At 70.4% G+C, this 24168-nt stretch carries 20 protein-coding genes and 1 tRNA gene; 7 read left to right on the forward strand and 14 right to left on the reverse strand.

Features of this window, described 5'->3' with window-relative positions; translation table 11 throughout:
• Positions 1 to 21: 21 nt before the first annotated feature.
• The 5 genes from AC0IZJ_RS11205 to prfB form a co-directional block, all read right to left on the reverse strand.
• Positions 22 to 1236 (reverse strand): DUF1444 domain-containing protein, encoded by a 1215-nt coding sequence (locus AC0IZJ_RS11205; protein WP_471849621.1) that lies wholly within the window; start codon positions 1234 to 1236, stop codon positions 22 to 24.
• Between the two features lie 100 nt (positions 1237 to 1336).
• Positions 1337 to 1412 (reverse strand) — tRNA-Thr (locus AC0IZJ_RS11210).
• A gap of 33 nt (positions 1413 to 1445) precedes the next feature.
• Complete coding sequence (locus AC0IZJ_RS11215) at positions 1446 to 2462, reverse strand: class 1 fructose-bisphosphatase (protein ID WP_471849623.1); 1017 nt, start codon at positions 2460 to 2462, stop codon at positions 1446 to 1448.
• A 6-nt stretch (positions 2463 to 2468) separates the two neighbouring features.
• The gene (pepN, locus tag AC0IZJ_RS11220) at positions 2469 to 5132 is read right to left on the reverse strand and encodes an aminopeptidase N (RefSeq protein WP_471849625.1); all 2664 of its coding nucleotides are present in this window, start codon (positions 5130 to 5132) and stop codon (positions 2469 to 2471) included.
• Between the two features lie 86 nt (positions 5133 to 5218).
• A protein-coding gene (prfB, locus tag AC0IZJ_RS11225) for a peptide chain release factor 2 (protein WP_471849627.1) occupies positions 5219 to 6323 on the reverse strand; the annotation gives its coding sequence in 2 pieces (ribosomal slippage) (positions 5219 to 6241 and positions 6243 to 6323; 1104 coding nt in all).
• A gap of 57 nt (positions 6324 to 6380) precedes the next feature.
• Here prfB and AC0IZJ_RS11230 point away from each other — a divergent pair.
• Positions 6381 to 6650, forward strand: a complete 270-nt coding sequence (locus AC0IZJ_RS11230; protein ID WP_471849629.1) for a DUF4212 domain-containing protein — start codon at positions 6381 to 6383, stop codon at positions 6648 to 6650.
• Between the two features lie 21 nt (positions 6651 to 6671).
• Here the strand turns inward: AC0IZJ_RS11230 and AC0IZJ_RS11235 are convergent, their stop codons facing one another.
• A complete protein-coding gene (locus AC0IZJ_RS11235; protein ID WP_471849631.1) occupies positions 6672 to 7574 on the reverse strand; it encodes an alpha/beta fold hydrolase in 903 nt (300 codons plus the stop codon).
• A gap of 40 nt (positions 7575 to 7614) precedes the next feature.
• Between AC0IZJ_RS11235 and AC0IZJ_RS11240 the strand changes: the two genes are divergently transcribed.
• The 6 genes from AC0IZJ_RS11240 (at position 7615) to AC0IZJ_RS11265 (ending at position 14684) form a co-directional block, all read left to right on the forward strand.
• Complete coding sequence (locus AC0IZJ_RS11240; protein WP_471849633.1) at positions 7615 to 8145, forward strand: GNAT family N-acetyltransferase; 531 nt, start codon at positions 7615 to 7617, stop codon at positions 8143 to 8145.
• Between the two features lie 102 nt (positions 8146 to 8247).
• On the forward strand, positions 8248 to 9930 hold the full coding sequence (locus AC0IZJ_RS11245) for an acyl-CoA synthetase (protein ID WP_471849635.1): 1683 nt from the start codon (positions 8248 to 8250) through the stop codon (positions 9928 to 9930).
• A gap of 49 nt (positions 9931 to 9979) precedes the next feature.
• Positions 9980 to 10579 carry an ECF-type sigma factor gene (locus AC0IZJ_RS11250; RefSeq protein WP_471849637.1) on the forward strand — a complete coding sequence of 200 codons (600 nt, stop codon included), beginning with the start codon at positions 9980 to 9982 and terminating at the stop codon, positions 10577 to 10579.
• Positions 10576 to 13209: a protein kinase domain-containing protein gene (locus tag AC0IZJ_RS11255; protein WP_471849639.1), complete on the forward strand. Its 2634-nt coding sequence runs from the start codon at positions 10576 to 10578 to the stop codon at positions 13207 to 13209. Before AC0IZJ_RS11250 ends, AC0IZJ_RS11255 begins: the two co-directional genes overlap by 4 nt.
• A gap of 65 nt (positions 13210 to 13274) precedes the next feature.
• Complete coding sequence (locus tag AC0IZJ_RS11260; RefSeq protein ID WP_471849641.1) at positions 13275 to 14057, forward strand: hypothetical protein; 783 nt, start codon at positions 13275 to 13277, stop codon at positions 14055 to 14057.
• A gap of 168 nt (positions 14058 to 14225) precedes the next feature.
• On the forward strand, positions 14226 to 14684 hold the full coding sequence (locus tag AC0IZJ_RS11265; protein WP_471849643.1) for a GyrI-like domain-containing protein: 459 nt from the start codon (positions 14226 to 14228) through the stop codon (positions 14682 to 14684).
• Between the two features lie 29 nt (positions 14685 to 14713).
• On the opposite strand, the gene AC0IZJ_RS11270 is transcribed toward AC0IZJ_RS11265, so the two are convergent.
• The 8 genes from AC0IZJ_RS11270 to AC0IZJ_RS11305 all read right to left on the reverse strand — a co-directional run bounded on the left by AC0IZJ_RS11270 (position 14714) and on the right by AC0IZJ_RS11305 (position 24127).
• On the reverse strand, positions 14714 to 14977 hold the full coding sequence (locus AC0IZJ_RS11270) for a hypothetical protein (RefSeq protein WP_471849645.1): 264 nt from the start codon (positions 14975 to 14977) through the stop codon (positions 14714 to 14716).
• Positions 14974 to 15672 (reverse strand): DsbA family protein, encoded by a 699-nt coding sequence (locus AC0IZJ_RS11275; protein WP_471849647.1) that lies wholly within the window; start codon positions 15670 to 15672, stop codon positions 14974 to 14976. The genes AC0IZJ_RS11270 and AC0IZJ_RS11275 overlap by 4 nt, the downstream gene beginning before the upstream one ends.
• Before the next feature lie 40 nt (positions 15673 to 15712).
• Positions 15713 to 16603, reverse strand: a complete 891-nt coding sequence (locus AC0IZJ_RS11280; protein WP_471849649.1) for an MBL fold metallo-hydrolase — start codon at positions 16601 to 16603, stop codon at positions 15713 to 15715.
• Positions 16604 to 16719: 116 nt separating this feature from the next.
• Positions 16720 to 17895: a VWA domain-containing protein gene (locus tag AC0IZJ_RS11285; RefSeq protein ID WP_471849651.1), complete on the reverse strand. Its 1176-nt coding sequence runs from the start codon at positions 17893 to 17895 to the stop codon at positions 16720 to 16722.
• Between the two features lie 73 nt (positions 17896 to 17968).
• Positions 17969 to 20167, reverse strand: coding sequence for a DUF5682 family protein (locus AC0IZJ_RS11290; RefSeq protein WP_471849653.1), 2199 nt, complete (start codon positions 20165 to 20167; stop codon positions 17969 to 17971).
• Between the two features lie 2 nt (positions 20168 to 20169).
• Positions 20170 to 21252 (reverse strand): ATP-binding protein, encoded by a 1083-nt coding sequence (locus AC0IZJ_RS11295; protein WP_471849655.1) that lies wholly within the window; start codon positions 21250 to 21252, stop codon positions 20170 to 20172.
• Positions 21249 to 22793 (reverse strand): DUF5691 domain-containing protein, encoded by a 1545-nt coding sequence (locus AC0IZJ_RS11300; protein WP_471849657.1) that lies wholly within the window; start codon positions 22791 to 22793, stop codon positions 21249 to 21251. The genes AC0IZJ_RS11295 and AC0IZJ_RS11300 overlap by 4 nt, the downstream gene beginning before the upstream one ends.
• Positions 22790 to 24127: an SWIM zinc finger family protein gene (locus AC0IZJ_RS11305; RefSeq protein ID WP_471849659.1), complete on the reverse strand. Its 1338-nt coding sequence runs from the start codon at positions 24125 to 24127 to the stop codon at positions 22790 to 22792. Before AC0IZJ_RS11305 ends, AC0IZJ_RS11300 begins: the two co-directional genes overlap by 4 nt.
• Positions 24128 to 24168 lie beyond the last annotated feature (41 nt).

Here is a 24168-nt window from a genome sequence, read left to right on the forward strand (position 1 = left end):
CTGTGGCGTGCGGTGGGTGCGTTAGTCGAGGGACGCTGAAGCGGCCAGCCCCCGCAGGGCGGCGCGGTCTGGGAACTGCCTGACCCGGTAGCGCGCGGGAACATGCTCGGTGGGCTCCATCAGGTGGCCGAACTGTTCCAGCACCGTCGCCCACGCCAGCCGTGTGTGCCAGGTCTCCTCGCCGTCTCGGCAGAGCAGCACGATGCTCTGGGCCTGCGGCAGTAGCGTGTCGACACCGTCCGACCACACCGAGTAGCTCGTCAGCGGGCCGCCTTCCTTCTGCATCAGCGTGTAGCTGGCCACGAAGAGGTCGATGTTCTGCGCCTCGTGCTGGCCTTCCAGCACTTGCCGCTGGCCTTCGTAGTCCTCGGCCTGGCTGCGCACGAGCATCTGCGCCTGCCGCGCCGCAGCTTCGCCCTGCAACTCGACGCGGGCCCATGTCGTGCCTTGCAGGCGCAGCAGTTCGAACGAGACCCAGCGGCCCTGCGTGTCCAGCGCGTCATGGGCGATCTGCACGAGGCGCTCGACGCCAGCGGCGTTGGCGGCCGAGGTGACCAGCAGCGCGTTGCGGAACGGCGCCATGGCGACCGGGTCGGCAATGCCCAGCCGGTAGATGAGGTCGGGCAGCAGCAGGCGTGAGCTTTCGTAGGTGTCGCCCCAGGCGCCGCTCCAGACGCCCGGCGCAATCTCCGACCAGCCGCCGTGCTCGGGCAGGCCGCGCAGGTTGTCCAGCGCGTCCTGCAGGGCCTGCTCCCAGGTGACGCCCCAGTCGGTCAGCGAGCGCTCCTGCACGTACATCATTGAATCGGGGAGGTCGATGACCAGGGCGACGACGACGTCGGCCACCAGCGGCCGCGATGCGGCCTGTGTGCCCGGCTGCGCGTCTGGCAGGTGGGTGGATTGGCGGGCGATGCCCATGCCACCGGTCGAGCGCACCACCGGCATCAGCTTGGGTCGGGCCTGCTCGTAACTGCTGGGGAGGGCGTGGTCCACCAGCAGGCTGGACAGGAACTTGTTCAGCAGCGCCTGGCGTTCGCCGCGTGGCGTCTGCTCGTATTCGCGACGCAGGTTGGTCAAGGAGATGGTGTGCACGCCACCGTTCCGGCTGGCCTTGATCTCCAGGCGCTCGGGATAGGCCTGGATGTCCGAGCAGCCCTGGCCTTGCAGCCAGCGGGTGACGTCTTGAATCAGGCCCTCCAGGGTGGGGCGGCCGAGGAGGCGGTCGAAGAATGACATGCGGTCATTCTGGAGGTCTTTGTTTAGCCGGCGTCACCGTGATTCGGGACGACCCCCAAAGACGAAGGGCCCGATCTTTCGATCAGGCCCTTTTCTGTTCTGGTGCCGGCAAGAGGAGTCGAACCCCCGACCTTCGCATTACGAATGCGCTGCTCTACCAACTGAGCTATGCCGGCCGTGACCGTGAAGTCAGCCAAAGATTATAGCGACTAATTTTGAGCGGCTTCCCGGTGGTAGCTGGCGATGCGCTCGACTTCGTTCTTTGAGCCCAGTGCCACGGCCACGCGCTCGTGCAGCTTGCCGGGCTTCAAATCCATGATGCGCTCGGTGCCGTTGACGGCCGCGCCGCCAGCTTGCTCGACGAGGAAGGCCATCGGGTTGGCCTCGTACAGCAGGCGCAGCTTGCCGGGCTTGTCGGGCTCGCGCTGGTCCCAGGGATAAAGGAACACGCCGCCGCGGGTCAGGATGCGGTGCACGTCGGCCACCATGCTGGCGACCCAACGCATGTTGAAGTCCTTGCCGCGCGGACCGGTCGTGCCGGCCAGGCATTCCTCGATGTAGCGCGTCACCGGCGGCGCCCAGTGGCGAAGGTTGGACATGTTGATCGCGAATTCCTTGGTGTCCTCGGGAATGCGCACCTGGTCCTGCGTCAGCACCCAGGAGCCGGTCTCGCGGTCCAGCGTGAAGACGGCCACGCCGTCGCCAACCGTCAGCACCAGCGTGCTTTGCGGGCCGTAGACGCAGTAGCCGGCCGCCGCCTGCTGCTTGCCGGGTTGCAGGAAGTCCTCCTCCGACACGCCGCGTGAATGGCCCACCTTGCGCAGCACGCTGAAGATGGTGCCGATGGACACGTTGACGTCGATGTTGGACGAACCGTCGAGCGGGTCGAACAGCAGCAGGTATTCGCCCTGCGGGTAGCGGTTGGGCACGACGTAGATGCCGTCCATCTCCTCGCTGGCCATGGCCGCCAGGTGACCGCCCCATTCATTGGCCTCGATCAGCACCTCGTTGGCGATGATGTCCAGCTTCTTCTGTACCTCGCCCTGCACGTTTTCGCTGCCGGCGCTGCCCAGCACCTCGCCCAGGGCGCCCTTGTTGACGGAGATGGCGATGCGTTTGCAGGCGCGGGCCACCACTTCGATCAGCAGGCGCAGCTCCTGCGGGATGTGGCCGTGCTCGCGTTGCTGCTCGACGAGGTATTGGGTGAGGCTGGTCTGGCGGGTCATGACTGCTTAGTTTCCAGAGGCTAGGGCGCGTTCGACGATCTCACGCACGTCGGAGGACAGGTCGGGCTTGGCGGCCACGCGGGCAATGGCTTCGCGGGCGGCGCTGCGGTAGGGCTCGGCGAGCTGGGCCCAGCGGTCCATCGCGCGGGCGATGCGGCTGGCGAGTTGCGGGTTGATGGCGTCCACGGCCAGCACCTGCTCGGCCCAGAACACATAGCCCGCCGCATCGCTGCGGTGGAAGGCGGCCGGGTTGAACATGCACAGCGCCGCCAGCAGGCTGCGCGCGCGGTTGGGGTTCTTCAGAGTGAAGTCGGGGTGCTTCATCAGCGACTTGACGCGGGCGAACACGCGGCCGTTGCTCTCCGGCGCGCGGGCCTGCAACGCAAACCACTTGTCGACGACGAGGGCGTCGTCCTTGAACACCGCGTGGAAGCGCTCCAGCGCCGGCTGGGCCAGCTCGGCGCCGGCGTTGACCAGGGCCGCCAGCGCGCCCATGCGCTCGGTCATGTTGGACGCGTCCTTGAAGCGCTGGTAGGCCTTGCCGGGCCAGACCGTGTCTCCAGTGGCCTGTGCGTCCAGAACCAGCATCGACAGCGCCAGGTTGGCCAGCGCGCGCTTGCCGGAGGAGACCGGATCGGGCGTGTAGCCACCCTGGATCTGGTGCGCCTCGAAGGCTGCGGCCCAGTCATCGCGCAGGGCGCTGGCGAGCTGTTGCTGCGCAGCCATCACGGCGGCGTGGATGGCCTGCGGGTCGACGACGTCCAGCTGCTCGGCGATGTAGGCCTCGCCCGGCAGCGTCAGCGCCAGTTCCTTGAAGGCAGGGTCCAGGTCGGGGTGGTTGAGCACGACGCGCATCGCGTCGATGAAGACGGGGCTCAGCACCAGCGGCTGGCCGGCCCTCAGCGCGTGCAGGATGCGGTTCAGCGCCAGGCGCTGGCCGGCTTCCCAGCGGTTGAAGGGGTCGCTGTCATGGCGCATCAGCACCAGCAGCGCGGCGTCGGACAGGCCGTCGTTCAGCACCACCGGTGCCGAGAAGCCCCGCAGCAGCGAGGGCACGGGCTCGCTGTCGATGTTGTCGAAGACGAAGGTCTGCTCGGCCTGGTCGAGCACGAGCACCCGTTCAGTGGTGCCGTTCGCATCCAGCGGCAGCGCCAGGCCGTGGCGGTCCAGCAGGCCCATGACAACCGGGATGACCTGCGGTTGCTTGGTCGCCTGGCCCGGCGTCGCGGGTGTCTGCTGCGACAGGCGCAGCGTGTAGGTGCGGGTGGCGGCGTCATGCTCACCGTGGGCGGTCACTCGCGGTGTGCCGGCCTGCGAGTACCAGCGCTTGAAGGTGTCCAGGCGGGTGGCGAGTTCGGAGCCGGGGTTGGCGTCGGCAATCGCGGCCGCGAAGTCGTCGCAGGTCACGGCCTGGCCGTCGTGGCGCTCGAAGTAGAGCTTCATGCCCGCCTCGAAGCCCTTGCGGCCGACCAGCGCCTGGTACATGCGCACGACCTCGGCGCCCTTCTCGTAGACGGTGGACGTGTAGAAGTTGTTGATTTCGCTGTAGCTGTCAGGGCGCACCGGGTGGGCCATGGCGCCGCTGTCCTCGGGGAACTGGCTGGCGCGCAGCTGGCGCACGTCCTGGATGCGGCAGACGGCGCGTGCCGACGGCGTGCCGGCCATGTCCATGCTGAATTCCTGGTCGCGGAAGACGGTCAGGCCTTCCTTCAGCGACAGCTGGAACCAGTCGCGGCAGGTGACGCGGTTGCCGGTCCAGTTGTGGAAATACTCGTGCGCGACGATGGACTCGATGCGGGCGAAGTCGGCGTCCGTCGCGGTCGCGGGCGAGGCGAGCAGGGCGCTGGTGTTGAAGATGTTCAGCCCCTTGTTCTCCATCGCGCCCATGTTGAAGTCGGACACGCCGACCACCATGAAGCGCTCCAGGTCCAGCGGCAGGCCGAAGCGGGCCTCGTCCCAGACCATGGAGGCGATGAGGCTGTTCATCGCATGCTCGGTCTTCTCCAAGTCGCCACGGCGCACATAGACCTGGAGCAGGTGGTCCTTGCCGGCGCGGGTGCGCACACGCTGCTCGCGCGCCACCAGGTCACCGGCGACGACGGCGAACAGATAGCTGGGCTTGGGGAAGGGGTCGGCCCAGACGGCGAAGTGGCGGCCGTTGTCCAGCGCCCCGCTGCTCGTCAGGTTGCCGTTGGACAGCAGCACCGGGTACTTGGTGGCGTCGGCGCGCAGCGTGACCGTGTAGACGGCCATCACGTCCGGGCGGTCCAGGAAGTAGGTGATGCGGCGGAAGCCCTCGGCCTCGCACTGCGTGAAGAAGCTGCCGCCCGAGGTGTACAGGCCCGACAGCGCGGTGTTCTTGGCGGGGCAGGTGGTGTTGCGGATCTCCAGCAGGAAATCGTCGTCCGGCGGGTTGTCAATGACGAGCTCGTCGCCCTCCTGGCGGAAGGACACACCGGCGCCATTGATCAGCACGCGCAGCAGGTTCAATTCCTCGCCATGCAGGCGCAGCGGGCCGTGCGGCACGGCGCGGTTGCGCTCGACCTGCATCTTGCTCGTGACCAGGGTCTTGGCCGGGTCAAGGTCGAAGGTCAGGTCGACCTTGCGGATCCAGAACGCCGGCTGCTGATAGTCCAGCCGTTGGATCGTGGGAGCAGTGCCTTCACGCATGAGGGGCTTCCTTGGGAATCGGTGAATTCAATCGAAACGCAGCGCGTCGACCATGAGGGCGGCGCGCTGCGTTTCGGGGTTGGCGATCAAACGCCTTGCTTCAGGGACTCGGTGATGAACGGATCGAGGTCGCCGTCCAGCACCTTCTGCGTGGCAGACGTTTCGTAGTTCGTGCGCAGGTCCTTGATGCGGCTCTGGTCCAGCACATAACTGCGGATCTGGTGACCCCAGCCGACGTCGGTCTTGGTGTCTTCCAGCTTCTGCTGCTCTTCCTGACGCTTGCGCATCTCGTGGTCGTACAGCCGCGAGCGCAGGCGCTTCCAGGCGACGTCGCGGTTGCTGTGCTGGCTGCGGCCGTCCTGGCACTGCACGACGATGCCGGTCGGGATGTGCGTCAGGCGCACGGCCGAATCGGTCTTGTTGATGTGCTGGCCACCGGCGCCGCTGGCGCGGAAGGTGTCGGTGCGCACGTCGGCCGGGTTGATGTCGATCTCGATGCTGTCGTCCACCTCCGGGTAGACGAACAGCGACGCGAACGACGTGTGGCGGCCGCCGGAGCTGTCGAAGGGGCTCTTGCGCACCAGGCGGTGCACGCCGGTCTCGGTGCGCAGCAGGCCGAAGGCGTACTCGCCCTCCACCTTGATCGTCGCGCTCTTCAGGCCGGCCACGTCGCCGGGCGTCTCGTCTTCCAGCGTTGTCTTGAAGCCCTTGCGCTCGCAGTACTTCAGGTACTGGCGCAGCAGCATGCCGGCCCAGTCGCAGGCCTCGGTGCCGCCCGCGCCAGCCTGGATGTCGACGAAGCAGTTCAGCGGGTCCGCCGGGTTGTTGAACATGCGGCGGAACTCGAGCTCCTCGATCTTCCCGCGCAGGTTGGCCGCATCGGCCTCGATGGCCAGCATGCCGGCCTCGTCGCCTTCCTCGCGGCTCATCTCGAACAGCTCGGCGTTGTCGGCGAGCGAGCTGGTCAGCAGCGTGATCGTGTCGACCACGGCCTCCAGCGTGCGCTTCTCCTTGCCCAGTTCCTGGGCGCGCTTCTGGTCGTTCCAGACGTTCGGGTTCTCGAGGGAGGCGTTGACCTCGTTCAGTCGCAGTGCTTTGCGATCGAAGTCAAAGATACCCCCTTAGCGCGTCGGTACGCGCTGTGAGGTCGGCCAACGAGTTGCCAATTTGGTTGATGTGTTCGATGTCCATGACAGTCGTTCTACTTCTTGGGAAAACGCGGATTTTCTCATGGGCCAGAATAGGTTCATGAAGGTTTCACCCCCTGACGATTACTGGCGCCGCACGCGCCGCCTGACGGTCTGGCTGCTGCTGGCCTGGGGTGTTGTCGCCTTCGTGCCGGTGGTCTTCGCCCGTGAGCTCAGCGTCGAGGTGTTTGGCTGGCCGCTGGCGTTCTGGCTGGCGTCGCAAGGCGCGCTGCTCGGCTTTTGCGCCATCGTCATCGTCTACGCGCGGGCGATGGGGCGGCTGGATGCCGAAGCGAGCGAGGTCAGCGAGGCCGCTGAGCCTCGGCCCTGAACCGGCGGCGCGCCTCGGTTTTCAGGGGCTGTCCAGGAACGGTTCGAGCACCGCGGCCAGCGCCTCGGGCTGGTCGTGGTGCAGCATGTGGCCGGCGTCCTGCAGCACGGCGCGCGCAAGACGTGGCACCACGGCCAGGCGGGCCTCGAACTCCTCGCGCGGGAAGCGGCCACCCCAGAAGCGGCTGAGCTGGTCGTCGCTGCCTTCGACCCACAGCGTGGGCGCGGCGATGCGCTGCCAGCAGGCCAGCACCTCGGCCTTGCGGTAGAGCACCGGATTGGCGAGCTTGTGGGCGGGGTCGGCGTTGAGCAGGAAGCCCTCGGTTGTTTCGCGCGCCCAGTGCCTGGCCAGCCAGGCGGCCTTGTCATGAGCCAGCCGGGAGTTGTTCTTGCGCAGGCGCTCGGCCACGTCGGTCAGCGTGGCGTAGGGGCGCAGCGAGGGTGGGTCCTTCAGCTCGTCCAGCCAGCGCGTCAGGCGCTCGGGCGCAGCAGCCGGAGCCACGTCGGGCATGCCGAAGCCTTCGAGATTGACGAGGCGACGTACCCGTGCGGGACGAACCCCCGCATAACTCATGGCCACGTTGCCGCCCATGCTGTGGCCGAGCAGGTCGACGGGCGCATCGGGGCTCAACGTGTCGAGCAGGGCGTCCAGGTCGCCGAGGTAGTCGGGGAACCAGTAGCAGTCTGTGCCGGGCGCCTCACTGAGGCCGAAGCCGCGCCAGTCCAGCGCAATGATCTCGCGTTCGGACTGCAGCGCATCGACGACGAACTGGAAGGACGCGCCGACGTCCATCCAGCCATGCACCATGACCAACGGCGGCTGTCCCGAGCGCGACTCGCCCCAGCGCAGGATGTGGTGGCGCAGGCCGCGCAGGCTCAGAAATTCGTCGCGATGCGTGCGACTGGGGGTGTAGACATCGGGCATATCCGCACTTTAGGACACGGCCGTCCGCCGACAATGGGCCATGCCCGCACCCCGCCACGACATTCGCGCCGCCGAGCCGCGCGACCTGAGCATCATCGTCCAGCTCATCAGCGAACTCGCCGAGTTCGAGAACCTGACGCATCTGCTCGAGGTCACCGCTGACAAGCTAGACGTCCATCTTTTCGGCGATTCGCCGGTTGCCGAGTGCATGGTCGGCGAGGTGAATGGCGAGGTGGTCGCCTTCGCGCTGTTCTATACGAACTTTTCAACCTTCCTGGCCAAGCCTGGGCTCTACCTGGAAGACCTCTACGTGCGCCCCGCCCATCGCCGCAGCGGCCTGGGGCGCGGCCTGCTCGTGCACCTCGCGCAGATCGCCTGCGAGCGCGGCTACGGTCGCTTCGACTGGACGGTGCTCGACTGGAACGAGGACGCCATCCGCTTCTACCAAAAGCTCGGCGCCGACGTGATGCCCGAATGGCGCATCTGCCGCCTGACCGGCGACGCGCTGCAGCGCTACAGCGACGGCGACCGCCCGAGCATGTGGTCGCCTTCCGCCTGGTTGGGGCTGTAAAGGTTTTGGCTGACAGCCCGGCGTCGGCTCCGGGCAATCCATGACGCCAGCGTGAGCCCCGCTGGCTAGCATCCGCCCCCTTGTCCCAACCGGGGGTGGCCCATGCAAGACCGTTACGAGCAGCTGCACGCCGCCTTCCGCTGGCAGGTGCCGGACGACTTCAACATCGCCGAGGCCTGCTGCGGCCGCTGGGCGCGCGACACGCCCAAGGCCACGGCCATCTACTTCGACAGCGAGAGCGGCTGCCGCACGCAGTACAGCTATGCCCAGCTGCAGCGCGCGGCCAACCGGCTGAGCAACGCCCTGCTCAACCAGGGCGTGCGCCGCGGCCACCGGGTCGCCATCCAGTTGCCGCAGCGCTTCGAGACGGCCGTGGCCCACATTGCCATCCAGCAGATCGGCGCGGTGGCGATGCCGCTGTCCATGCTGTTCGGCGCCGAGGCGCTGGAGTACCGCCTGCAGGACAGCGGCGCGGTGCTGGCCATCGCGGCCTGTGAGGCACTGCCGGCGCTGCGCGAAGTGAAAGGCCGTTGCCCGACGCTGCGGCGCATCCTCGTCGTCGGCGAGTGCGCGGTGGACGCCGACGAGCTGCCGTGGATGGAGGCCCTGCAGGCGGAGGAGGCGCGTTTCAGGCCCGTTGCGACCCAGGCGGGTGACGCGGCCATCCTGATCTACACCAGCGGCACGACGGGCAACCCCAAGGGCGCATTGATCCCGCAGCGCGCGCTGATCGGCAACCTGACGGGCTTTGTCGCCAGCCAGAACTGGCTGGGCTTCGATCCCTTTGATGCGAAGCAGCCGAGCGACGCGATCTTCTGGAGCCCGGCCGACTGGGCCTGGACCGGTGGCCTCATGGACGCGCTGTTGCCCACGCTCTATTTCGGCCGCCCCATCGTGGCCTACCAGGGGCGTTTCTCGGCTGCCAAGGCATTCGAGCTGATGGCAGCCTACGGCGTCACGCACGCCTTCCTGTTCCCCACGGCGCTCAAGGCCATGATGAAGGCCGAGCCGAGGCCCCAGCGCGACAAGCTCAAGCTGCGCGCGCTGATGAGCGCGGGCGAGGCGGTGGGCGACGCGGTGTTCGGCTGGTGCCGCGACGCCCTGGGCGTGCCCGTCAACGAGATGTTCGGCCAGACCGAGATGAACTACGTCGTCGGCAACTGCCAGGCGCTGTGGCCGGCGAAGCCCGGCAGCATGGGGCGCGCCTACCCGGGCCACCGCGTGTCCGTCATCGACGACGACGGCCGTGAATGCGCGCCGGGTGAGACCGGCGAGGTGGCCGTGCATGCCCGTGACCGCCACGGCGACCCCGACCCGGTCTTCTTCCTCGGCTACTGGAACAACGACGCCGCGACGCGTGCCAAGTTCACCGGCGCGCCCGACGACAGCTGGTGCCGCACCGGCGACCTGGCGCGCAGCGATGCCGACGGCACGCTCTGGTACGAGGGCCGCGCCGACGACGTCTTCAAGAGCGCCGGCTACCGCATCGGCCCTGGGGAAATAGAGAACTGCCTGCTCAAGCACCCGGCCGTCGCCAACGCAGCCGTGGTGCCCAAACCGGACGCCGAGCGCGGCGCGCTGGTGAAGGCCTATGTCGTGCTGGCGGAGGGCCACAACGGTGACGAGGCGCTGGTGAAGGCGCTGCAGGCGCACGTCAAGGCAAGACTGGCGCCCTACGAATACCCCAAGGAAATCGAGTTCATCGCCGAGCTGCCGATGACGACAACGGGCAAGGTGCAGCGCCGCGTGCTGCGCCTGCGCGAGCAGGCCGCAGCCGTCACCTAGCTTGCAACGCACGGCCTGGCGGTCGTTCCACTTGTGGCAGCATGAAGCCATGGTGAGCCCGACCCCCGACACGCCCGGCGACGCAACCGTGACCCGCTTGCTGCACGCCTGGAAAGCGGGCAACCGCGACGCCTTTGCGCGGCTCGTCGGGCAGCTCGAAGGCGAGTTGCGCCGGCTCGCCACCTCGCGGCTGCGGGGCGTCGAGACACCCTCCCTGGCCGCAGGCGACCTGCTTCAGGAAGCACTGATGAAGCTGATGGAGAACCCGCCGGCCTGGCAGGACCGGAGTCATTTCTTTGCCACCGTCAGCACGGCCATGCGCAGTGTCATGGTCGACCATGCCCGCGCCCGGCAGGCCGACAAGCGCGGCGGCCACGGCGAGGCCGCCTGGCGGCGGGTCACCTACACGCTGTCGGCGCACGGCGAAGACAGCTGGGTGGCCGACCTGCTGACGCTGGATCAGCTGCTCACCCGCCTGCTGGCCGAGGACCCGCGCGCCCATGAGGTGCTGGAGTTGACCTATTTCGGCGGCCTGCAGCGCGACGAGATCGCCGAGGTGCTCGGCGTTTCGGTGCCCACCGTGGACCGCGAACTGCGCTTCGCCCGCGCCTGGCTGTCCGAGCAGCTTGGCCGCTCGCTCGAAGCGTGAGCAGCCTCGGCCGCATCAAGTCGCTGTTCAACACGGTCGCCGACACCGCCGACCCGGCGCGCGCGCTGCGCGAGCAGACCGATGCCACACCCGAGGAGGCCGCCCGCGTGCTGCGCCTGCTGGGCCACGCCACCGAGCCGACGCGCTTCTCGCTGCCGCTAGCCCAGGCCGCCCAGGCGTTGCAGGCGCCCGAGCTGCATCCGGGCGACCGCCTCGGCGCCTGGCTGATCGGCGAGCCGCTGGGCGAAGGCGGCATGGGCCTCGTGTTCAGCGCCGAGCGCGATGACGGCCACTACCGCCAGCGCGCGGCCGTCAAGCTGCTGCGCGGCTGGAGCGGGCAGGAGGGGCTGGCGCGCCTGGCGCGCGAGCGGCAGATCCTCGCGTCGCTGAACCACGCGCACATCGCGCGGCTGCTCGACGGCGGCACCACGCCGGCCGGCCAGCCCTATCTCGTCATGGAGTACGTCGACGGCCAGCCCATCGATGCCCACGCCGACGCGCAGGGCCTGGGGCTGGATGCGCGGCTGCTGCTGTTCGAGGAGGTCTGCGGCGCGGTGGCGCATGCGCATGCGCGCCTGGTCATCCACTGCGACATCAAGCCGGGCAATGTGCTGGTCAACAGCGAGGGCCAGGTGCGCCTGCTGGACTTCGGCATCGCCCAGCTCGCCGGGCAGGGCGACGCGCAGGACTTCAGCCCCGCAGCCACGCCGGGCTTCGCGCCGCCCGAGCAGCTGGCCGGTGACCACCCCGCGCCGGCCTGGGACGTGTTTGCGCTGGGCCGCCTGCTGGAGCGCCTGGCCACCGCCCAGGCAGGGCGCCGCGCCCGGGAATTGCGCGCGCTGATCGACTGCGCCTGCGCCGCCGAGCCGGCCCGGCGCTACGCCGGCGTGCCCGCCTTGCTGGACGACCTGCAGCGCCTGCGCCACCACGCGCCGCTGGCGGCGCTGCGCACCAGCGGCCCGGCCTACCGGTTCGGCAAATGGCTGCGGCGGCGCTGGCCCTGGGCCTTGACCGGCGGGCTGGTGCTGGCTGGCAGCGCCGCCTTCACGCACCGGCTGGTGCTGGAGCGCGACCGCGCACAGCAGGAGGTGGTCACCACGCGCGAGGTCAGCGAGTTCGTCGTCTCGTTGTTCGAGGGCGCCGACCCGAGCCAGGTCGGCAGCCGGCATGACATGACCGCCCGCGAGCTGCTCGACCGTGGTCGCGCTAGGCTGGAGGCCCAGCTGCAGGCGCAGCCGGCCCAGCGCGCCCGGCTGCTGGAGGTGCTGGGCGATGTCTACGACCGGCTGGGCGCCTTCCCCAAGGCGCTGGAGGCCTTCGACGAGGCGTTGAAGACGGGCGACCTTCCGCCCGACCGCGAGGCCCGCCTGCAGGCCCGGCGCGTGCTGATGCTTGCCAACAGCGGCCGTAGCGATGAAGGCGTCATCGCCGGCCAGCGCGCCCTTGTGCTGGCGCAGGCGCTGCAGCCCGCCGACGAGGCGCTGCTGGCCACCATCGAGAACCGGCTCGGCGTCGCGTTGACGAACAGCGGCCGCTTCGCCGAGGCCGAGCCGCTGCTGCAGTCGTCGCTGGCGCGTTATCAGAAGGCACCGGTCCAGCCGAACGAAAGCACCGGCTCGCTGCTGCACAACCTGGCCCGCCTGGCGGTCAAGCGCGGCGACCTGGCTGGGGCTGAGTCTCTCTTTCGCCGCGGGTTGGCGGCCATGCAGCAGACCCTCGGTCCGCGCTCCGACACGGCGCTGGACACCCAGACCCAGCTGGCCCGGCTGCTTGCTGACCGGCGTCAGTTCCCCGAAGCCCTGCGCCTGATGCGCGAGGCCGTGGTCTCCCGCGAAGCGGTGTGGGGCCCGCAGAACGAGCACGTGGGCTTGGCGCTGAACGAGCTGGGCACGATCGAGCTCGATGCCGGCGAGACGGCCGCGGCGGGGCTCACGCTGCGCCGCGGCCTGGCGATCGAGGAGGGGCTCGCCGGCGGCAAGCCGAGCCGCCGGCTCGCCATGGTCCAGCACAACCTGGGCAAGCAGCTGATGGCGGTGGGCGATGCCGAGGCCGGTGAGCTGCTGCGGTCATCGGTGGCCGAGCGGCTGCGCGTGTCGGGCCGCAGCGACGCCGCGTTCGTGCAGCCCGCCCGCACAAACCTGCTGCGCTGGCTGCTGCTGCAGGGCGAGTTGGCCGAGGCGCAGACGGTGTTCGACGCGCTCTGGGCCGAGCGCGCCAGCCGCAAGCCGGCTGATACCGACCGCCTGTTCGCCGAACTGCTGGGTGTGGAGCTGGCCCTGGCCCGCGCGCCCGGCACCGACGGCCTGCCGGACCGGCTCGACGCGCTGCAGCGCCAGCCGCTCAACGAGAGCCAGCAGGCACACGCCCTGCGCCTGCGCGCCGCGCTGGCCGAGCGCGCGGGCGACGCCGCGGCGGCGCTGCGCTGGAGCCGAGAGTCGTGGGCGGCGCTGCAGGCCAGCCTGGTGCCTGGCCATGCCGGGCTGCTGCCCTTCGGCCTGGTGCACCAGCGGCGGCTGCGCGAAGCCGGCCTGGCCGACGAAGTGCGGGCCCTTCGGCGCCTGCTGGCGCCAGCCGCAGCCGCCCACGCCGCCGCGTCGCCCTGGCGCCTTCGATTCATGAAAGACGGCTGATAGGCGCCCGGGCCGCAATCCGTTGAGTCATCTGAGGGCCGTCCACAGGCCCAAGGGAGATCTCGATGGACCTGATGCTCAAAGCCTTCGCCACCGCGGTCGTCGTCGCCGGCCTGCTGGTGCTGCTGCGGCGCGCCGGCCCGCGCTTCGGCGGCCTGGCCGCCGCGCTGCCGCTGACGTCGGCGCCCGCGCTGTTCTGGCTGGGCGTGGAGCAGGGCGCGCCCTTTGCGGCCAAGGCCGCCACGTCGGCCTTGCTGTGCACGGCATTGACGCCGCTGCTCGTGCTCGTCTACGGCCGCCTGAGCCTGCGCCATGGCCCGTGGCGCTGCCTGGCCGCCGGCCTGGCGGCGGGCGCGCTGGGCGTCGTGCTGCTGCAGCCCTGGCTGGGCGGCAGCGTGATGGGCGGCCTGGTGCTGGCTGCGGCCTTGAGCGCGCTGGCCCTGCGGCTGATGCCCAAGCCTGCCGCCACCGCGGCGCGGCCCGGCCGCTGGCATCGCGAGCTGCTGCTGACTGCAGGTGTGTCTGCGCTGCTGACCGCGCTGATCGGCGCGTTGGTCCAGATGGGCGGGCCGAGCCATTGCGGTCTGCTGGCAGCCTTGCCCGTGGTGGGCATGAGCACCTTGCACGGCCTGCATGGCCGGCAAGGCGCGGCCGTGGCCTGCCGCTTCCTGGGCGGCTACCTGGACGGCACGGCGGCCAAGGCGGTCTTCCTCGCCGTGCTGGCCGCCACACTGCTGGCGCTGCCGGCTGCCGCCGCCTGGGCGCTGGCGCTGGGCGCCGCCCTGTTCACGCTGGTGCTGCTGCGCCAGCCGCCGCTGCGCCGTCGCGGCGCCGCCCTCATCACCTGAGCCCTGCTGGACGAAGCCGGCGGCGTGCCGGTCGGCGTTGGTGCAGCCTAGGGTGTTGCCGGGTCCACGTGCGTTGCATAAATTGCTGCATCGGTTGTCGAGAACGCCGCCGCCCAGTCGTCGTCAGAAGGCGGCCCCCGCCGCCTTGCCAACTTCCAGGAGTGCCTCATGAGTCTCAACATCGTTGAACGCCCTGCGTTCACCGTCGTCGGCATGCAGATCCGCACCGTGCCCATGTCGCCCGACATCCCCGCCCTGTGGCCCAGGTTCGTGGCACGCATGGCCGGCATTGCCGGCCGGACCGAGCCTGGTGTCACCTATGGCGTCATGGCCGGCGCAGCAGGCCAGCTGGACTACATGGCCGCGGTGGCGGTGGCAGGTGAAGGCCCGCCGCCCCAAGGCATGGTGCGGCTCGCCATCCCGGCCGGCCGCTACGCCGTTTTCGCGTATCCGCTGTCGGGCCTGGCGGCGGGCTTCGGCGAGATCTTCGAGCGCCTGCTGCCGGCGTCCGGCTTGGTGCAGGGCGACGGCCCGATGCTTGAGCGCTACGGCGAGGCCTTCTGCCCGGATGACGCCAGCTCGCTTGTCGAGATCCACGTGCCGGTGCAAACCGCGGGCCGCGCCTAGACGCCACCGCGTGGTCCGGCGTGGGTCGCTCAGCGCGGTGTGGCGCTCCGCAGCGCGGCGTCCCAGTGGTCCAGCTCCTCGGCCAGCGTGCCGCGGCTGCGGAAATGCCGGTTGGCCTTGCCGTACCAGTACTCGGCGTCCTCCAGGTCACCCTCCTGGATGTGCAGGATGCCATGCAGCCACGCGGCCAGCGGCGAGTCGTCGTGCTGCACGAGGTCGTGCGCCTCGGTCCACTGCCCCGCGCGGAGGTGGGCCAGGACCGGGCGGAGATCAGCGGGACGCGCCTCGTTCATGGCGTGCAGCCATCGATGCCGCAGACCGGCAGCGTGCCCAGCTCGGCCACTTCATCGGTGCCGCTCAATTGTTCAGTCAGCCAGGCCTGCCATGCCTGCGGCCGGCCGAGGTAGGGGCTGATGTCCACGAGCGTGAAGCGGCCGCCGTGTTCGAGCGCGAAGGTCGGGAATCCGCGGCCGCCGACGCGCGCCAGCAGCGCCCGGCTCTGCTCGATATGGGCTTGCGTGGCGGCGCCCTGCAAGCGCTGAAACGCGCTGCCGAAGGCGTCGGCGCTGATGCCCAACTCGGCTGCCAGCCGCGTGAGCACGGCGACGTCGGCAATGCGCTGGCCATCGACGTAGTGGGCCCGCTGCAGGCGCGCCAGCATGTCTAAGCCCAGGCCGGCCAGCTCATCGGCAGCCAGCATGGCCGTGATCGGCGGCGCCGAGTCCAGCACCGCGTCGTTATCACGCAGCAGGCCCTCGAAGTAGCCCGGCCCAAAGGGCTGGCCGCTGGCCTGGGCGATGCGGCGGTCATGCGTCATGACGAATGACCGCAACTCGGGCGTGACCTGGCGGCGCGCGGCGCCCGCCATCATGCCGCCGCCGTGGGCCTGCACAGTCAGCGTGTCGCGGGCCACGCGCACCAGTGGCGCGGCGCCGTAGCACCAGCCGCACAGCGGATCGTAGATGTAGTGCAGGGTCGGGGTGTTCATATCGTGCTCATGCGTTGTGCATCGGAGACCGTTGCTTGGCTCACCACTTCATCTCGCCCTTGTTGACCTTGGCGCCGATCTCCAGCGCGATACCCAAGCCGGCGTCCGGGTAGGCCTTCTTCATGGCCTCGATCAGCGCGGCGCTGTTGGCGGCCTTAGGCAGTTCATGCTCGTAGCGGGTCAGGTAGGCCTGGCTCCAGGCCAGCTGCGAGGCGTCCTGCTTCTGGCCGGGCAGGCTGTGACCCGGGATCACCGTCACGGGCTTCAACGCGGCCATGGTGCCCAGCTTGCCGGCCCAGTCGGCGCGCTCCTGCACGCTCTGCGCGTCGGCCGTCCACAGATGCAGCCCGGCGTACACGTTCACGCCGCCGGCAATCGTCCTGATCGACGGGATCCAGACATAGCTGCGGTGCGGCAGGCTGTCATCCAGCCCTCGGATCTCGAGCACCTGGTCTTCCAGCTTGATCGTGTTGCCGGCCAGCACTTCGGGCAGCGGCACCTGCTTCGGTGCGTTGGCGCCCATGCGCGGGCCCCAGACCTGCAGCTTGTTGGCCAGCGTCGCCTCGATCTTCTTCAGCGTGGGCGCCGTCGTGACGACCCGGGCATCCGGGAAATACTGCTTGATCACCTCGATGCCGAAGTAGTAGTCCGGGTCGGCCTGGCTGATGTAGACGGTCTTCAGCGTCTTCTTGCTGTCCAGCACCATCGCCGCGATGCGCAGCGCATCGGCCCGCGTGAAGCCGGTGTCGAGCAGCACCGCATCGGTCTTGCCGGCCACCAGCACGGCATTGACGTGGAAGCTCGCCCCGTCAGCGTTGTAGACCTGCACGGTCAGCGGCGGCGCTGGCTGCGCGGCAACGTCGGTGGCAACGACGCCTAGCGTCATGGCTGCGGGCAGGAGGGCCAGGGGCAGGAGGGTGCGGCTTTTCATCGGGATTCCTCAGCGGGTGGATGGTCGATGGCCGCACTCTATTGATTCGGAATCAGGCGATAAACAAGCGTTTGCTCAATAAATTGTCAACTGAACCGATTCAATTGCACCTTCAATCACCGGGCCTTCTGCTGCGTGACCATGCCCTGGCCGGCCGCCCAGGCCGCGATGTCGTCGCGCCGGATGGCCGCGGCCATCAGGCCGGGAAAGGCGTCCGGCGTGCAGGCGAACGACGGCACGCCCAGGGCTGCCAGTTTGGCGGCCAGGCCGTGGTCATACGAGGGCGCGCCCTCGTCGCTGAGCGCCAGCAGCGCCACGAACTGCACGCCGCTCTCCACCAGCTCGGCCGCGCGCTTCAACAGGCCTGCCTCCACGCCGCCCTCGAACAGGTCCGAGATCAGCACGAGGATGGTGTTGCGTGGTTCGCGAATGACGGATTGGCAATAGCCCACCGCGCCGTTGATGTCGGTGCCGCCGCCCAGCTGCACGCCGAACAGCAGCTCCACCGGGTCGTGCAACTGCTCGGTCATGTCGACGACGGCTGTGTCGAAGACGACCAGCCGGGTGGCCACGGCCGGCAGGGACGCCATCACCGCGCCAAAGATGCTGGCGTACACGACGGAGTTGGCCATGGAGCCGCTCTGGTCGATGCACAGCACCACCTCGCGCTGCGGCCGCCGCGCCTTGCGGCCGTAGCCGACGAGCGTTTGCGGCACGATGGTGCGGTAGGCCGGTTGCCAGTGGCGCAGGTTGGCGCGAATGGTGCGGTGCCAGTCGATCTCGGCGTGGCGCGGCCGGCGGTTGCGCTGGCTGCGGTCCAGCGCGCCGCTGATGGCCGAGCGCAGCGGCTCGTCCAGGCGCCTCATCAGCTCGTCGACGACGCGTTTCACGACCAGCCGCGCCGTGTCCTTGGTGCCGGCCGGGATGACGCGCGACAGCGCCATCAGCTGGGCGACGAGGTGCACGTCGGGCTGCACGGCGTTCAGCATCTCGGGCTGCAGGAGCATGTCGCGCAGGTTCAGCCGCTCCAGCGCGTCGCGCTGCATGACCTGCACCACCTGGCTCGGGAAGTAGTTGCGGATGTCGCCCAGCCAGCGCGCCACGCTGGGCGCCGACTTGTCCCGACCGCCGCGGCGCGACTGCAGGCCGCCGGGGCCTTGCGGGTCGTACAGCGCGGTCAGCGCGCGGTCCATCTCCTGCGCCGGGCCTTGCAGGCCACCGCAGGCGGCCTCGGCCTCGCTGCCCAGCACCAGGCGCCAGCGGCGCAGGCGTTCGGTGTCGTCCGTGCTCATTTGTGCACCCTTCGGCCTGCGGCCTCTCCCGCCAAGCGGGAGCGAACTTGCTTGGGGCGGCCCGGCGCTGCGCTCATGAATGCAGATCCAGCAGGCGCCGCAACAGCGGCAGGGGGAGTACGGCGCGGGCCTCGTCCCAGTCGGCAGCACCGCTCACTTGAGCCGTCACGGCGCCACGCGCGGCGCGTGTGCCCAGGTCGCGCCGCTCACCGGCTGCGAAGTGGGAGAAGCTGCGCCGCACCAGCGGCAGCACGCCGATGAAGTGGTCTTCGCTCAAGGCCGCCAGCCAGTCGTCGACGAGGTGCCATACCGCGTCGTCATTCAGCAGCACGACAGCATTGCGGTTCAGGAACCCGTCCAGCCACGCGGCCGCATCGGCTGCCGGCGCGCCGGAAGACAGGTGCAGCGACAGCTGCTGCGCCACACGCTCGCTGCCCCAGTCGCCGCCGTCAAGCAGCAGCCGCGTGGCCAGGCCTTGCAGCAGCTCGTGGGCGGTTGGCAGGCCGGCGAGTTGCTCCAGCGCCTGGCGCCAGGCGGCGCTCTGCGCCTCGCCCGCACGCAGGCCTATGGCGGCATGGGCGGCCAGCAGGTGCTCGCGCAGTGCCTCGGCGGCCGTGCCGTCCAGCGCGGTGCAGGCCAGCGGCAGCGCCAGCGCGGCGCGCACGATCAGGCCGTCGAGCAGATGGCCCACCATGGCCGCATCGGTCTGGCGCACATTGCCGTAGCGGAAGACGTTGGCCAGCGACGGCAGCGCGGCCAGCAGCTGGGCGGCGTCGCCGGTCAGCGCAGCACGGTCCTCCAGTGCGCGGGTGGTGGCGGCCACGGCGCCTTCCAGGTCGGCCAGCAGCACGCGGTCCACCAGTGCGGACAGGTCGGCCAGTTTCTCGATTTCGGCGCTGCGTTCGACGGCGCAGTTCGTGGCGGCCTGTGCCACCGTCTGGCCCCAGCGGCTGGCCTCGATGAGGCGCAGCGCGAACTCGGGCTGCCATTGCAGCGTCCACACCTCGTGGAAGCTGCCGCGCGCCGAGCGGCCGAGCCTGCTGATCGCACCCCACGGCAGGTCCAGCAACTGCAGCCGGTGCAGCAGATGGCTGCGCGCCAGGTCATTGGGTTGGCGCAAATCCAGGTCCAGCGTCTTCTGCAGGGCCTCGGCCTTCAGGCGCAGGCTCTTCTGCGTCTGCTCCAGGTCGCGCTGCAGCGGCACGGTGGGCACGTCGGGCGGTACCTGGCCGAAGCGGTCGCCCACGACGAGGGCATCGGCGACGAAGCGCAGCACCGCGTCGTCGCCCAGCGTCAGCACCGTGCGCGTGGCCTCGTGCAACTCCTCCAGCCCCGGCGCCGGGCGGCCACGCAGCGCGGCCAGTGCGTCGGCCAGCCGCGCGGCTTCGATGAGATGGGCGGAGGAACAGTCCAGGTCGCGCGAGCGCATCAGCGCGGCCACGCGGGCCAGCCAGCCGATGGCGCGCGGCTGGTCGCCCGCCGTGCTGGCCCACAGGTGCTCGTACCAGCCGGGCGAGGCGATGCCGGCACCGTAGCCGCTGGCGCGCGTCAGGTGGCGATAGGTCCACGGCACCCAGGTGCAGGCGATCTTGAGCTTCTTCTGGCCGGCCTGGGCGTCCTTCAGCAGCGCGGCGTCCGCCTTGGCGGTCACGTCGGCCTGCAGCGCCGGCAGATGCCAGGCACCGCAGACGACGGCGATGCGCTCGAAACCTTCCTTCTTGGCCGCACGCAGGCACTGGCGCATGTGGGCCTCGCGCAGCAGGTCGCGCGGGTCGCTTTCGCCGGCATCGGTACGCAGCGCGGTCATCGCTTCGGCAATCGCGGCGAACAGATGCTCGCCGTCGCCGCGCTCCTCCACCTGGTCGTTCCACCAGGCCTCGCCATCGCCGTAGCCGGCGGCTTCGGCGAGGCGGCTGAGCGGGTCGGCGCGCAGCTCGGTGGTGGCCTCCTCGCGCTCACGGCCCAGCGACTGCGCGACTGGCAGGTCGATGAAGCGCGCCGGCACGGCTGCGGTGGCGGCCCAGCGCAGCGCCTGCCATTCGGGCGAGAACTCGGCGAAGGGGTGGTAGACGGCGCGGCCCGGTTCGTCCGGCGCATAACTCAGCAACGCCACGGGGGGCACCATGCCCTCGTGCAGCACCGCGCCGAGCAGCGCTTCAGCCTCGGGCGGGCCTTCGATCAGCACGCAGTCGGGCTTCAGCGCGTCCAGCGCCCGCACCAGGCTGCGCGCGCAACCCGGGCCATGGTGGCGGATGCCGAAGAGGTGCGCCACGTTCAATTCAGCTCGCGGAACGCGCGGTACAGGTCCTTCCAGTCGCCGCGTTCCTTGACGACCGTTTCCAGGTACTCAGTCCACACCGCCTGGTCCTGCACCGGGTCCTTGATGACGGCGCCGATCAGCCCGGCCGCCATGTCGGCCGGCCGCAGCACGCCGTCGCCGAAATGGCCGGCCAGCGCCATGCCGCTGTTGATGACCGAGATGGCCTCGGCGGTGGACAGCGTCGAGCTCGGCGACTTGATGCGCGTCTTGCCGTCCTCGGTCTGGCCGCTGCGCAGCTCGCGGAAGATCTGCACCACGCGCTGTACCTCCTTCAGCGCCGGCGGCTCGGCCGGCAGCTCCAGCGCGCGGCCCATCTCGCCCACGCGCTTGGTGACGATGGCGATCTCGTCGGCCGCGCTGGCCGGCACCGGCAGCACCACGGTGTTGAAGCGCCGCTTCAGCGCTGCCGACAACTCGTTGACGCCCTTGTCGCGGTTGTTGGCGGTGGCGATGACGCTGAAGCCGCGCACCGCCTGCGCCTCGCTGCCCAGCTCGGGGATGGGCAGCGTCTTCTCGGACAGCACGGTGATGAGGCTGTCCTGCACGTCGGCGGGGATGCGCGTCAGCTCCTCGACGCGGGCGATCTTGCCGGCGCGCATGGCCTGCATCAGCGGGCTGGGCACCAGGGCCGCCTCGGAGGGGCCGTGGGCCAGCAACTGCGCGTAGTTCCAGCCGTAGCGCAGCTGCTCCTCGCTGGTGCCGGCGGTGCCTTGAATCAAGCGCGTCGAGTCGCCGCTGATGGCTGCAGCCAGGTGCTCCGACACCCACGACTTGGCGGTGCCCGGCACGCCATAAAGCAGCAGCGCGCGGTCGGTGGCCAGCGTGGCGACGGCGATCTCCATCAGCCGGGCGTCGCCGATGTACTTGGCGCTCAGCTCGAAGCCGTTGTCCAGCCGGCCGCCCATCAGGTAGCGCACCACGGCCCAGGGCGACAGCTCCCAGTTGGCCGGGCGTTGGCGGGTGTCGGCGCGCTTGAGTTCGGCCAGTTCTTCGGCGAACTGGATCTCGGCGTGCTGGCGCAGAACATTCGGGGTCATGGCGTCCTCGTCGCAGTCAAGGTGTGCAGGGCGCGACGCGCGCTCACGATGCGTTCGACCGTGAGCAGCGCCTCGGCGCAGGAAGGGGTTTCGTCGGCGCGGCGGGGCAGCGCGGCCAGCGTGTCCAGGCTGTCGGCGTGGGCCGCGCAGGCGAACTCGGCGAGCGAGCCGCGCAGGCCATAGTCGGTGTTCAGCGCGCCGTCGCGGACTTGCGCTTGCAGCGCGCGCGCCAGCAGGCCGGAGAGCTCGGCCGACAGCGCCTGTCCGGGTGGGCAGGCGGTCAGCGCGTGGCTGAGCACGGTCGCCACAGGCTGCGAGCCAGCGCGCGCGTATCGCAGCAGGTGACGGTCGCGGGCGGCGGGCGGGAGCAGGCCCAGCACGCGGGCCGGGTCTTCACGCAGGCCGGGCGGCCAGTGGTCGAGCAAGGCATCGCACCAGTCGTCGGACGGCGCGGCGAACAGCACGTCGGCCCAGCCGCGCAGCAGCGCTTCGGTCCAGTCGGTGCCGGCAGCCCAAGCGAGCAGCTCGGCCGGCGCCATGCCGGTGTGCGTGCGCCACCAGGCCAGCGGCACCTGGGCCACCAGCTGATAAAGCCACCAGGCGCGCTCGCCAAGCGAATGCTGCTGCGGCCGTGTGGCGTCGAGCTGGTCGGCCTTCCAGTCGCTGCCCGGCGCGGTGGGCGCATCGATGACCCAGCGCTTGCGCAGCAGGCCGCGCTCCAAGGTCAGCAGCGGCGCCAGCCTTGCTGCGGCGCGCTGCGGGTGGGCGGCCTCGGGCAGGCGCAGCAGCAGTTGCAGCGCGGTCTGGCGAACCTCGCGGCTGCGGTCGCTGCGCAGTGAGTCCAGCAGCGCCGCGTCGTCAGGGCCGAGACTGGTCGCCAGTGCAGCGACGAGGTCGGCGCGCTCGCGGGCGGGCAACTCGGGCAGGGCCGCTTTCAGCCGCTCGCGCGCGCCGGCGGGGTCGGCCTGGCGGGCCAGCGTGAACCAGGCGCGGCGCTGTTCCAGCGTGCCGTCGGTCCAGGCGGTATCGCCGTCGTTCGTTGCCGCGCTGGTGCCGGCGGCAAAGGCCCAGTCTGCGCGCTGCGCCGCCAGCCACAGGCCGCGCTCGCCGAGCACGGCCAGCAGCGGTGCTCGCAGTGCGATTGAGCGCCGGCCCAGCTCCAGCGCCTGCGGCAGCAGGTTCTCAGGCAGACGCAGCCCGGCTCGCGCCAGGATCAGCAAGGCCTCGTGTTGCAGCCGCTGCGGACCGTCGAACAGGACCTGGGTCAGCGCGCCGAACACCGGCCCCAGGGCGAGCGCGGGCAGCGTGTCGCTGGGCGCGGCGGCCGGCAGCGGCTCGGCCCACAGCGGGCCTTGCGCGCCGGCCAGTGCGCAGGTGGCCAGCACGGCGGCGGCGCGCAGCAGGCCGGTGGCGGGCTCGGCGCCTTCAACGGCCTGGCGGGCCAGCGCGCCAATGTCGCCAGGCGGCAGCGGCCACGGGCCGGGTTGGCGGTCCGTGCCGACGGTGGCGGCCGGCAGCAGGGCGGTCCACGCACCGCTCATGCGGCGCTCCTCAGCCACAGCAGGTCGCTGCCTTGCCAGGCCGTCAGCGGCGCAAAGGACTGGCCGTTCCATTCGCCCGCCACGCTGAGGGGCCGGCCGCCGGAGGTGGCCAGCAGCGTCCAGACGTCGGTGTCGCTCAAGCTCAGCGGCAGCGCGCGGCCGTCGACGATGAGCAGCAGCCGCTCGCCATGGCGCAACGGCAGGGCGTCATTCAGCACCACGGGATGCAGGCCCACCCACGGGCAGCCGGCCACGCGCCGGGCCACGGCGAGGAACTCGTCGGCCGCCTGCGCGACAGGCCAGCGGGCGTTGCCGGCCGGCGTGGCGCTGTCCACGAGCAGGGCGCGCAGGCCGCTGCTGTCACTGCTCGGGAAGAACGCCAGCGTGGCCTCGACCGCGCTGCCGCTGACCCAGGCCTGCTCGAAGCCGCGGCCGCCGAAGGCGTGGTCCAGCAGCCAGGCGCGCCGGCCGCTGCGCTCGCCGTGCAGCCAGGCGCGGCGCTCACTGAGGCGGTCGTCCCGCTCTTCGGTCACGCAGCCGAGCACGGTCCAGCGGTCGGCCTGGCGAGGGCCGTGGGCCAGCACCTCGTCGCGGTCCATGGGCCAGCCGGCGACGACACGCAGGTCGGCCTGTTCCCCTGCGGTGAGCAGGCTGCGCCGGCTCAATCCCTCGCAGGCAAGCTGCAGCAGGCCGAGGCGCGCCAAGGTCTGTTCGGGCCAATCGGCGCCGCGCCGAACGCCGGCGGCGGCGATCTGGATGCGCTGGCCCAGGCCCGGCGCCTGTGCATCCACCATGCGGCGCGCCATCGTCGCCCAGGCTTGCAGCGCGGTGTCGTCGAGGGCGCCGAGGCCGCGCGCGATCTGGTCGGCCAGCCAGCGCCGCAGGTCCTGCGCGGCGGCCTCGATGCGCTGCCAGCGCTGGGCTTCGCGCTTGTCGCCGGCGGCGGGGTCGGCCGGTGGCGCATCGGCAAGCTTGGCCGCTTGCTTCTCGGCGTGCTTTTCGGCCTTCTCACTGCGGCTGGCCAGCCACTCGGCCACCCAGGCCGGCGCGTCGCCGCTGGCGAACTCGGCCGCGTGCTGGGCGCGCATCAGCAGCAGCGCCAGGCCATGCTTGCAGGGGAACTTGCGGCTGGGGCAGGAGCAGCGGAAGGCGGGGCCGGCGAGGTCGACCTGGGTCTGGTAGGGCTTGGCGCCGCTGCCCTGGCATTCACCCCAGACGGCCGCATCGTTGGCACCGAGCGTGGGCCATTGCGACGGCCTGACCAGGCCATGGGCGGCCTTGGCCGAGGCGGCATCCGGTGCGAGCGCGAGTACGGCTTCCGTGGTCAGCAGCATGCTGGCCATCCCTCCCTGATTGTTTGGCGCGGAGTCTAGGG

This window comes from Roseateles sp. AC306 (assembly GCF_979253795.1).

Coding starts and splice junctions, on each gene's coding strand:
- AC0IZJ_RS11235 (WP_471849631.1), bottom strand. CDS start 7,574: ATGCCCGATGTCTACACCCCCAGTCGCACGCATCGCGACGAATTTCTG.
- pepN (WP_471849625.1), bottom strand. CDS start 5,132: ATGCGTGAAGGCACTGCTCCCACGATCCAACGGCTGGACTATCAGCAG.
- AC0IZJ_RS11215 (WP_471849623.1), bottom strand. CDS start 2,462: ATGACCCGCCAGACCAGCCTCACCCAATACCTCGTCGAGCAGCAACGC.
- AC0IZJ_RS11270 (WP_471849645.1), bottom strand. CDS start 14,977: ATGAACGAGGCGCGTCCCGCTGATCTCCGCCCGGTCCTGGCCCACCTC.
- AC0IZJ_RS11300 (WP_471849657.1), bottom strand. CDS start 22,793: ATGAGCGGTGCGTGGACCGCCCTGCTGCCGGCCGCCACCGTCGGCACG.
- AC0IZJ_RS11245 (WP_471849635.1), top strand. CDS start 8,248: ATGCAAGACCGTTACGAGCAGCTGCACGCCGCCTTCCGCTGGCAGGTG.
- AC0IZJ_RS11240 (WP_471849633.1), top strand. CDS start 7,615: ATGCCCGCACCCCGCCACGACATTCGCGCCGCCGAGCCGCGCGACCTG.
- AC0IZJ_RS11295 (WP_471849655.1), bottom strand. CDS start 21,252: ATGACCCCGAATGTTCTGCGCCAGCACGCCGAGATCCAGTTCGCCGAA.
- AC0IZJ_RS11265 (WP_471849643.1), top strand. CDS start 14,226: ATGAGTCTCAACATCGTTGAACGCCCTGCGTTCACCGTCGTCGGCATG.
- AC0IZJ_RS11285 (WP_471849651.1), bottom strand. CDS start 17,895: ATGAGCACGGACGACACCGAACGCCTGCGCCGCTGGCGCCTGGTGCTG.
- AC0IZJ_RS11205 (WP_471849621.1), bottom strand. CDS start 1,236: ATGTCATTCTTCGACCGCCTCCTCGGCCGCCCCACCCTGGAGGGCCTG.
- AC0IZJ_RS11280 (WP_471849649.1), bottom strand. CDS start 16,603: ATGAAAAGCCGCACCCTCCTGCCCCTGGCCCTCCTGCCCGCAGCCATG.
- AC0IZJ_RS11275 (WP_471849647.1), bottom strand. CDS start 15,672: ATGAACACCCCGACCCTGCACTACATCTACGATCCGCTGTGCGGCTGG.
- AC0IZJ_RS11305 (WP_471849659.1), bottom strand. CDS start 24,127: ATGCTGCTGACCACGGAAGCCGTACTCGCGCTCGCACCGGATGCCGCC.
- AC0IZJ_RS11230 (WP_471849629.1), top strand. CDS start 6,381: ATGAAGGTTTCACCCCCTGACGATTACTGGCGCCGCACGCGCCGCCTG.
- AC0IZJ_RS11260 (WP_471849641.1), top strand. CDS start 13,275: ATGGACCTGATGCTCAAAGCCTTCGCCACCGCGGTCGTCGTCGCCGGC.
- AC0IZJ_RS11250 (WP_471849637.1), top strand. CDS start 9,980: ATGGTGAGCCCGACCCCCGACACGCCCGGCGACGCAACCGTGACCCGC.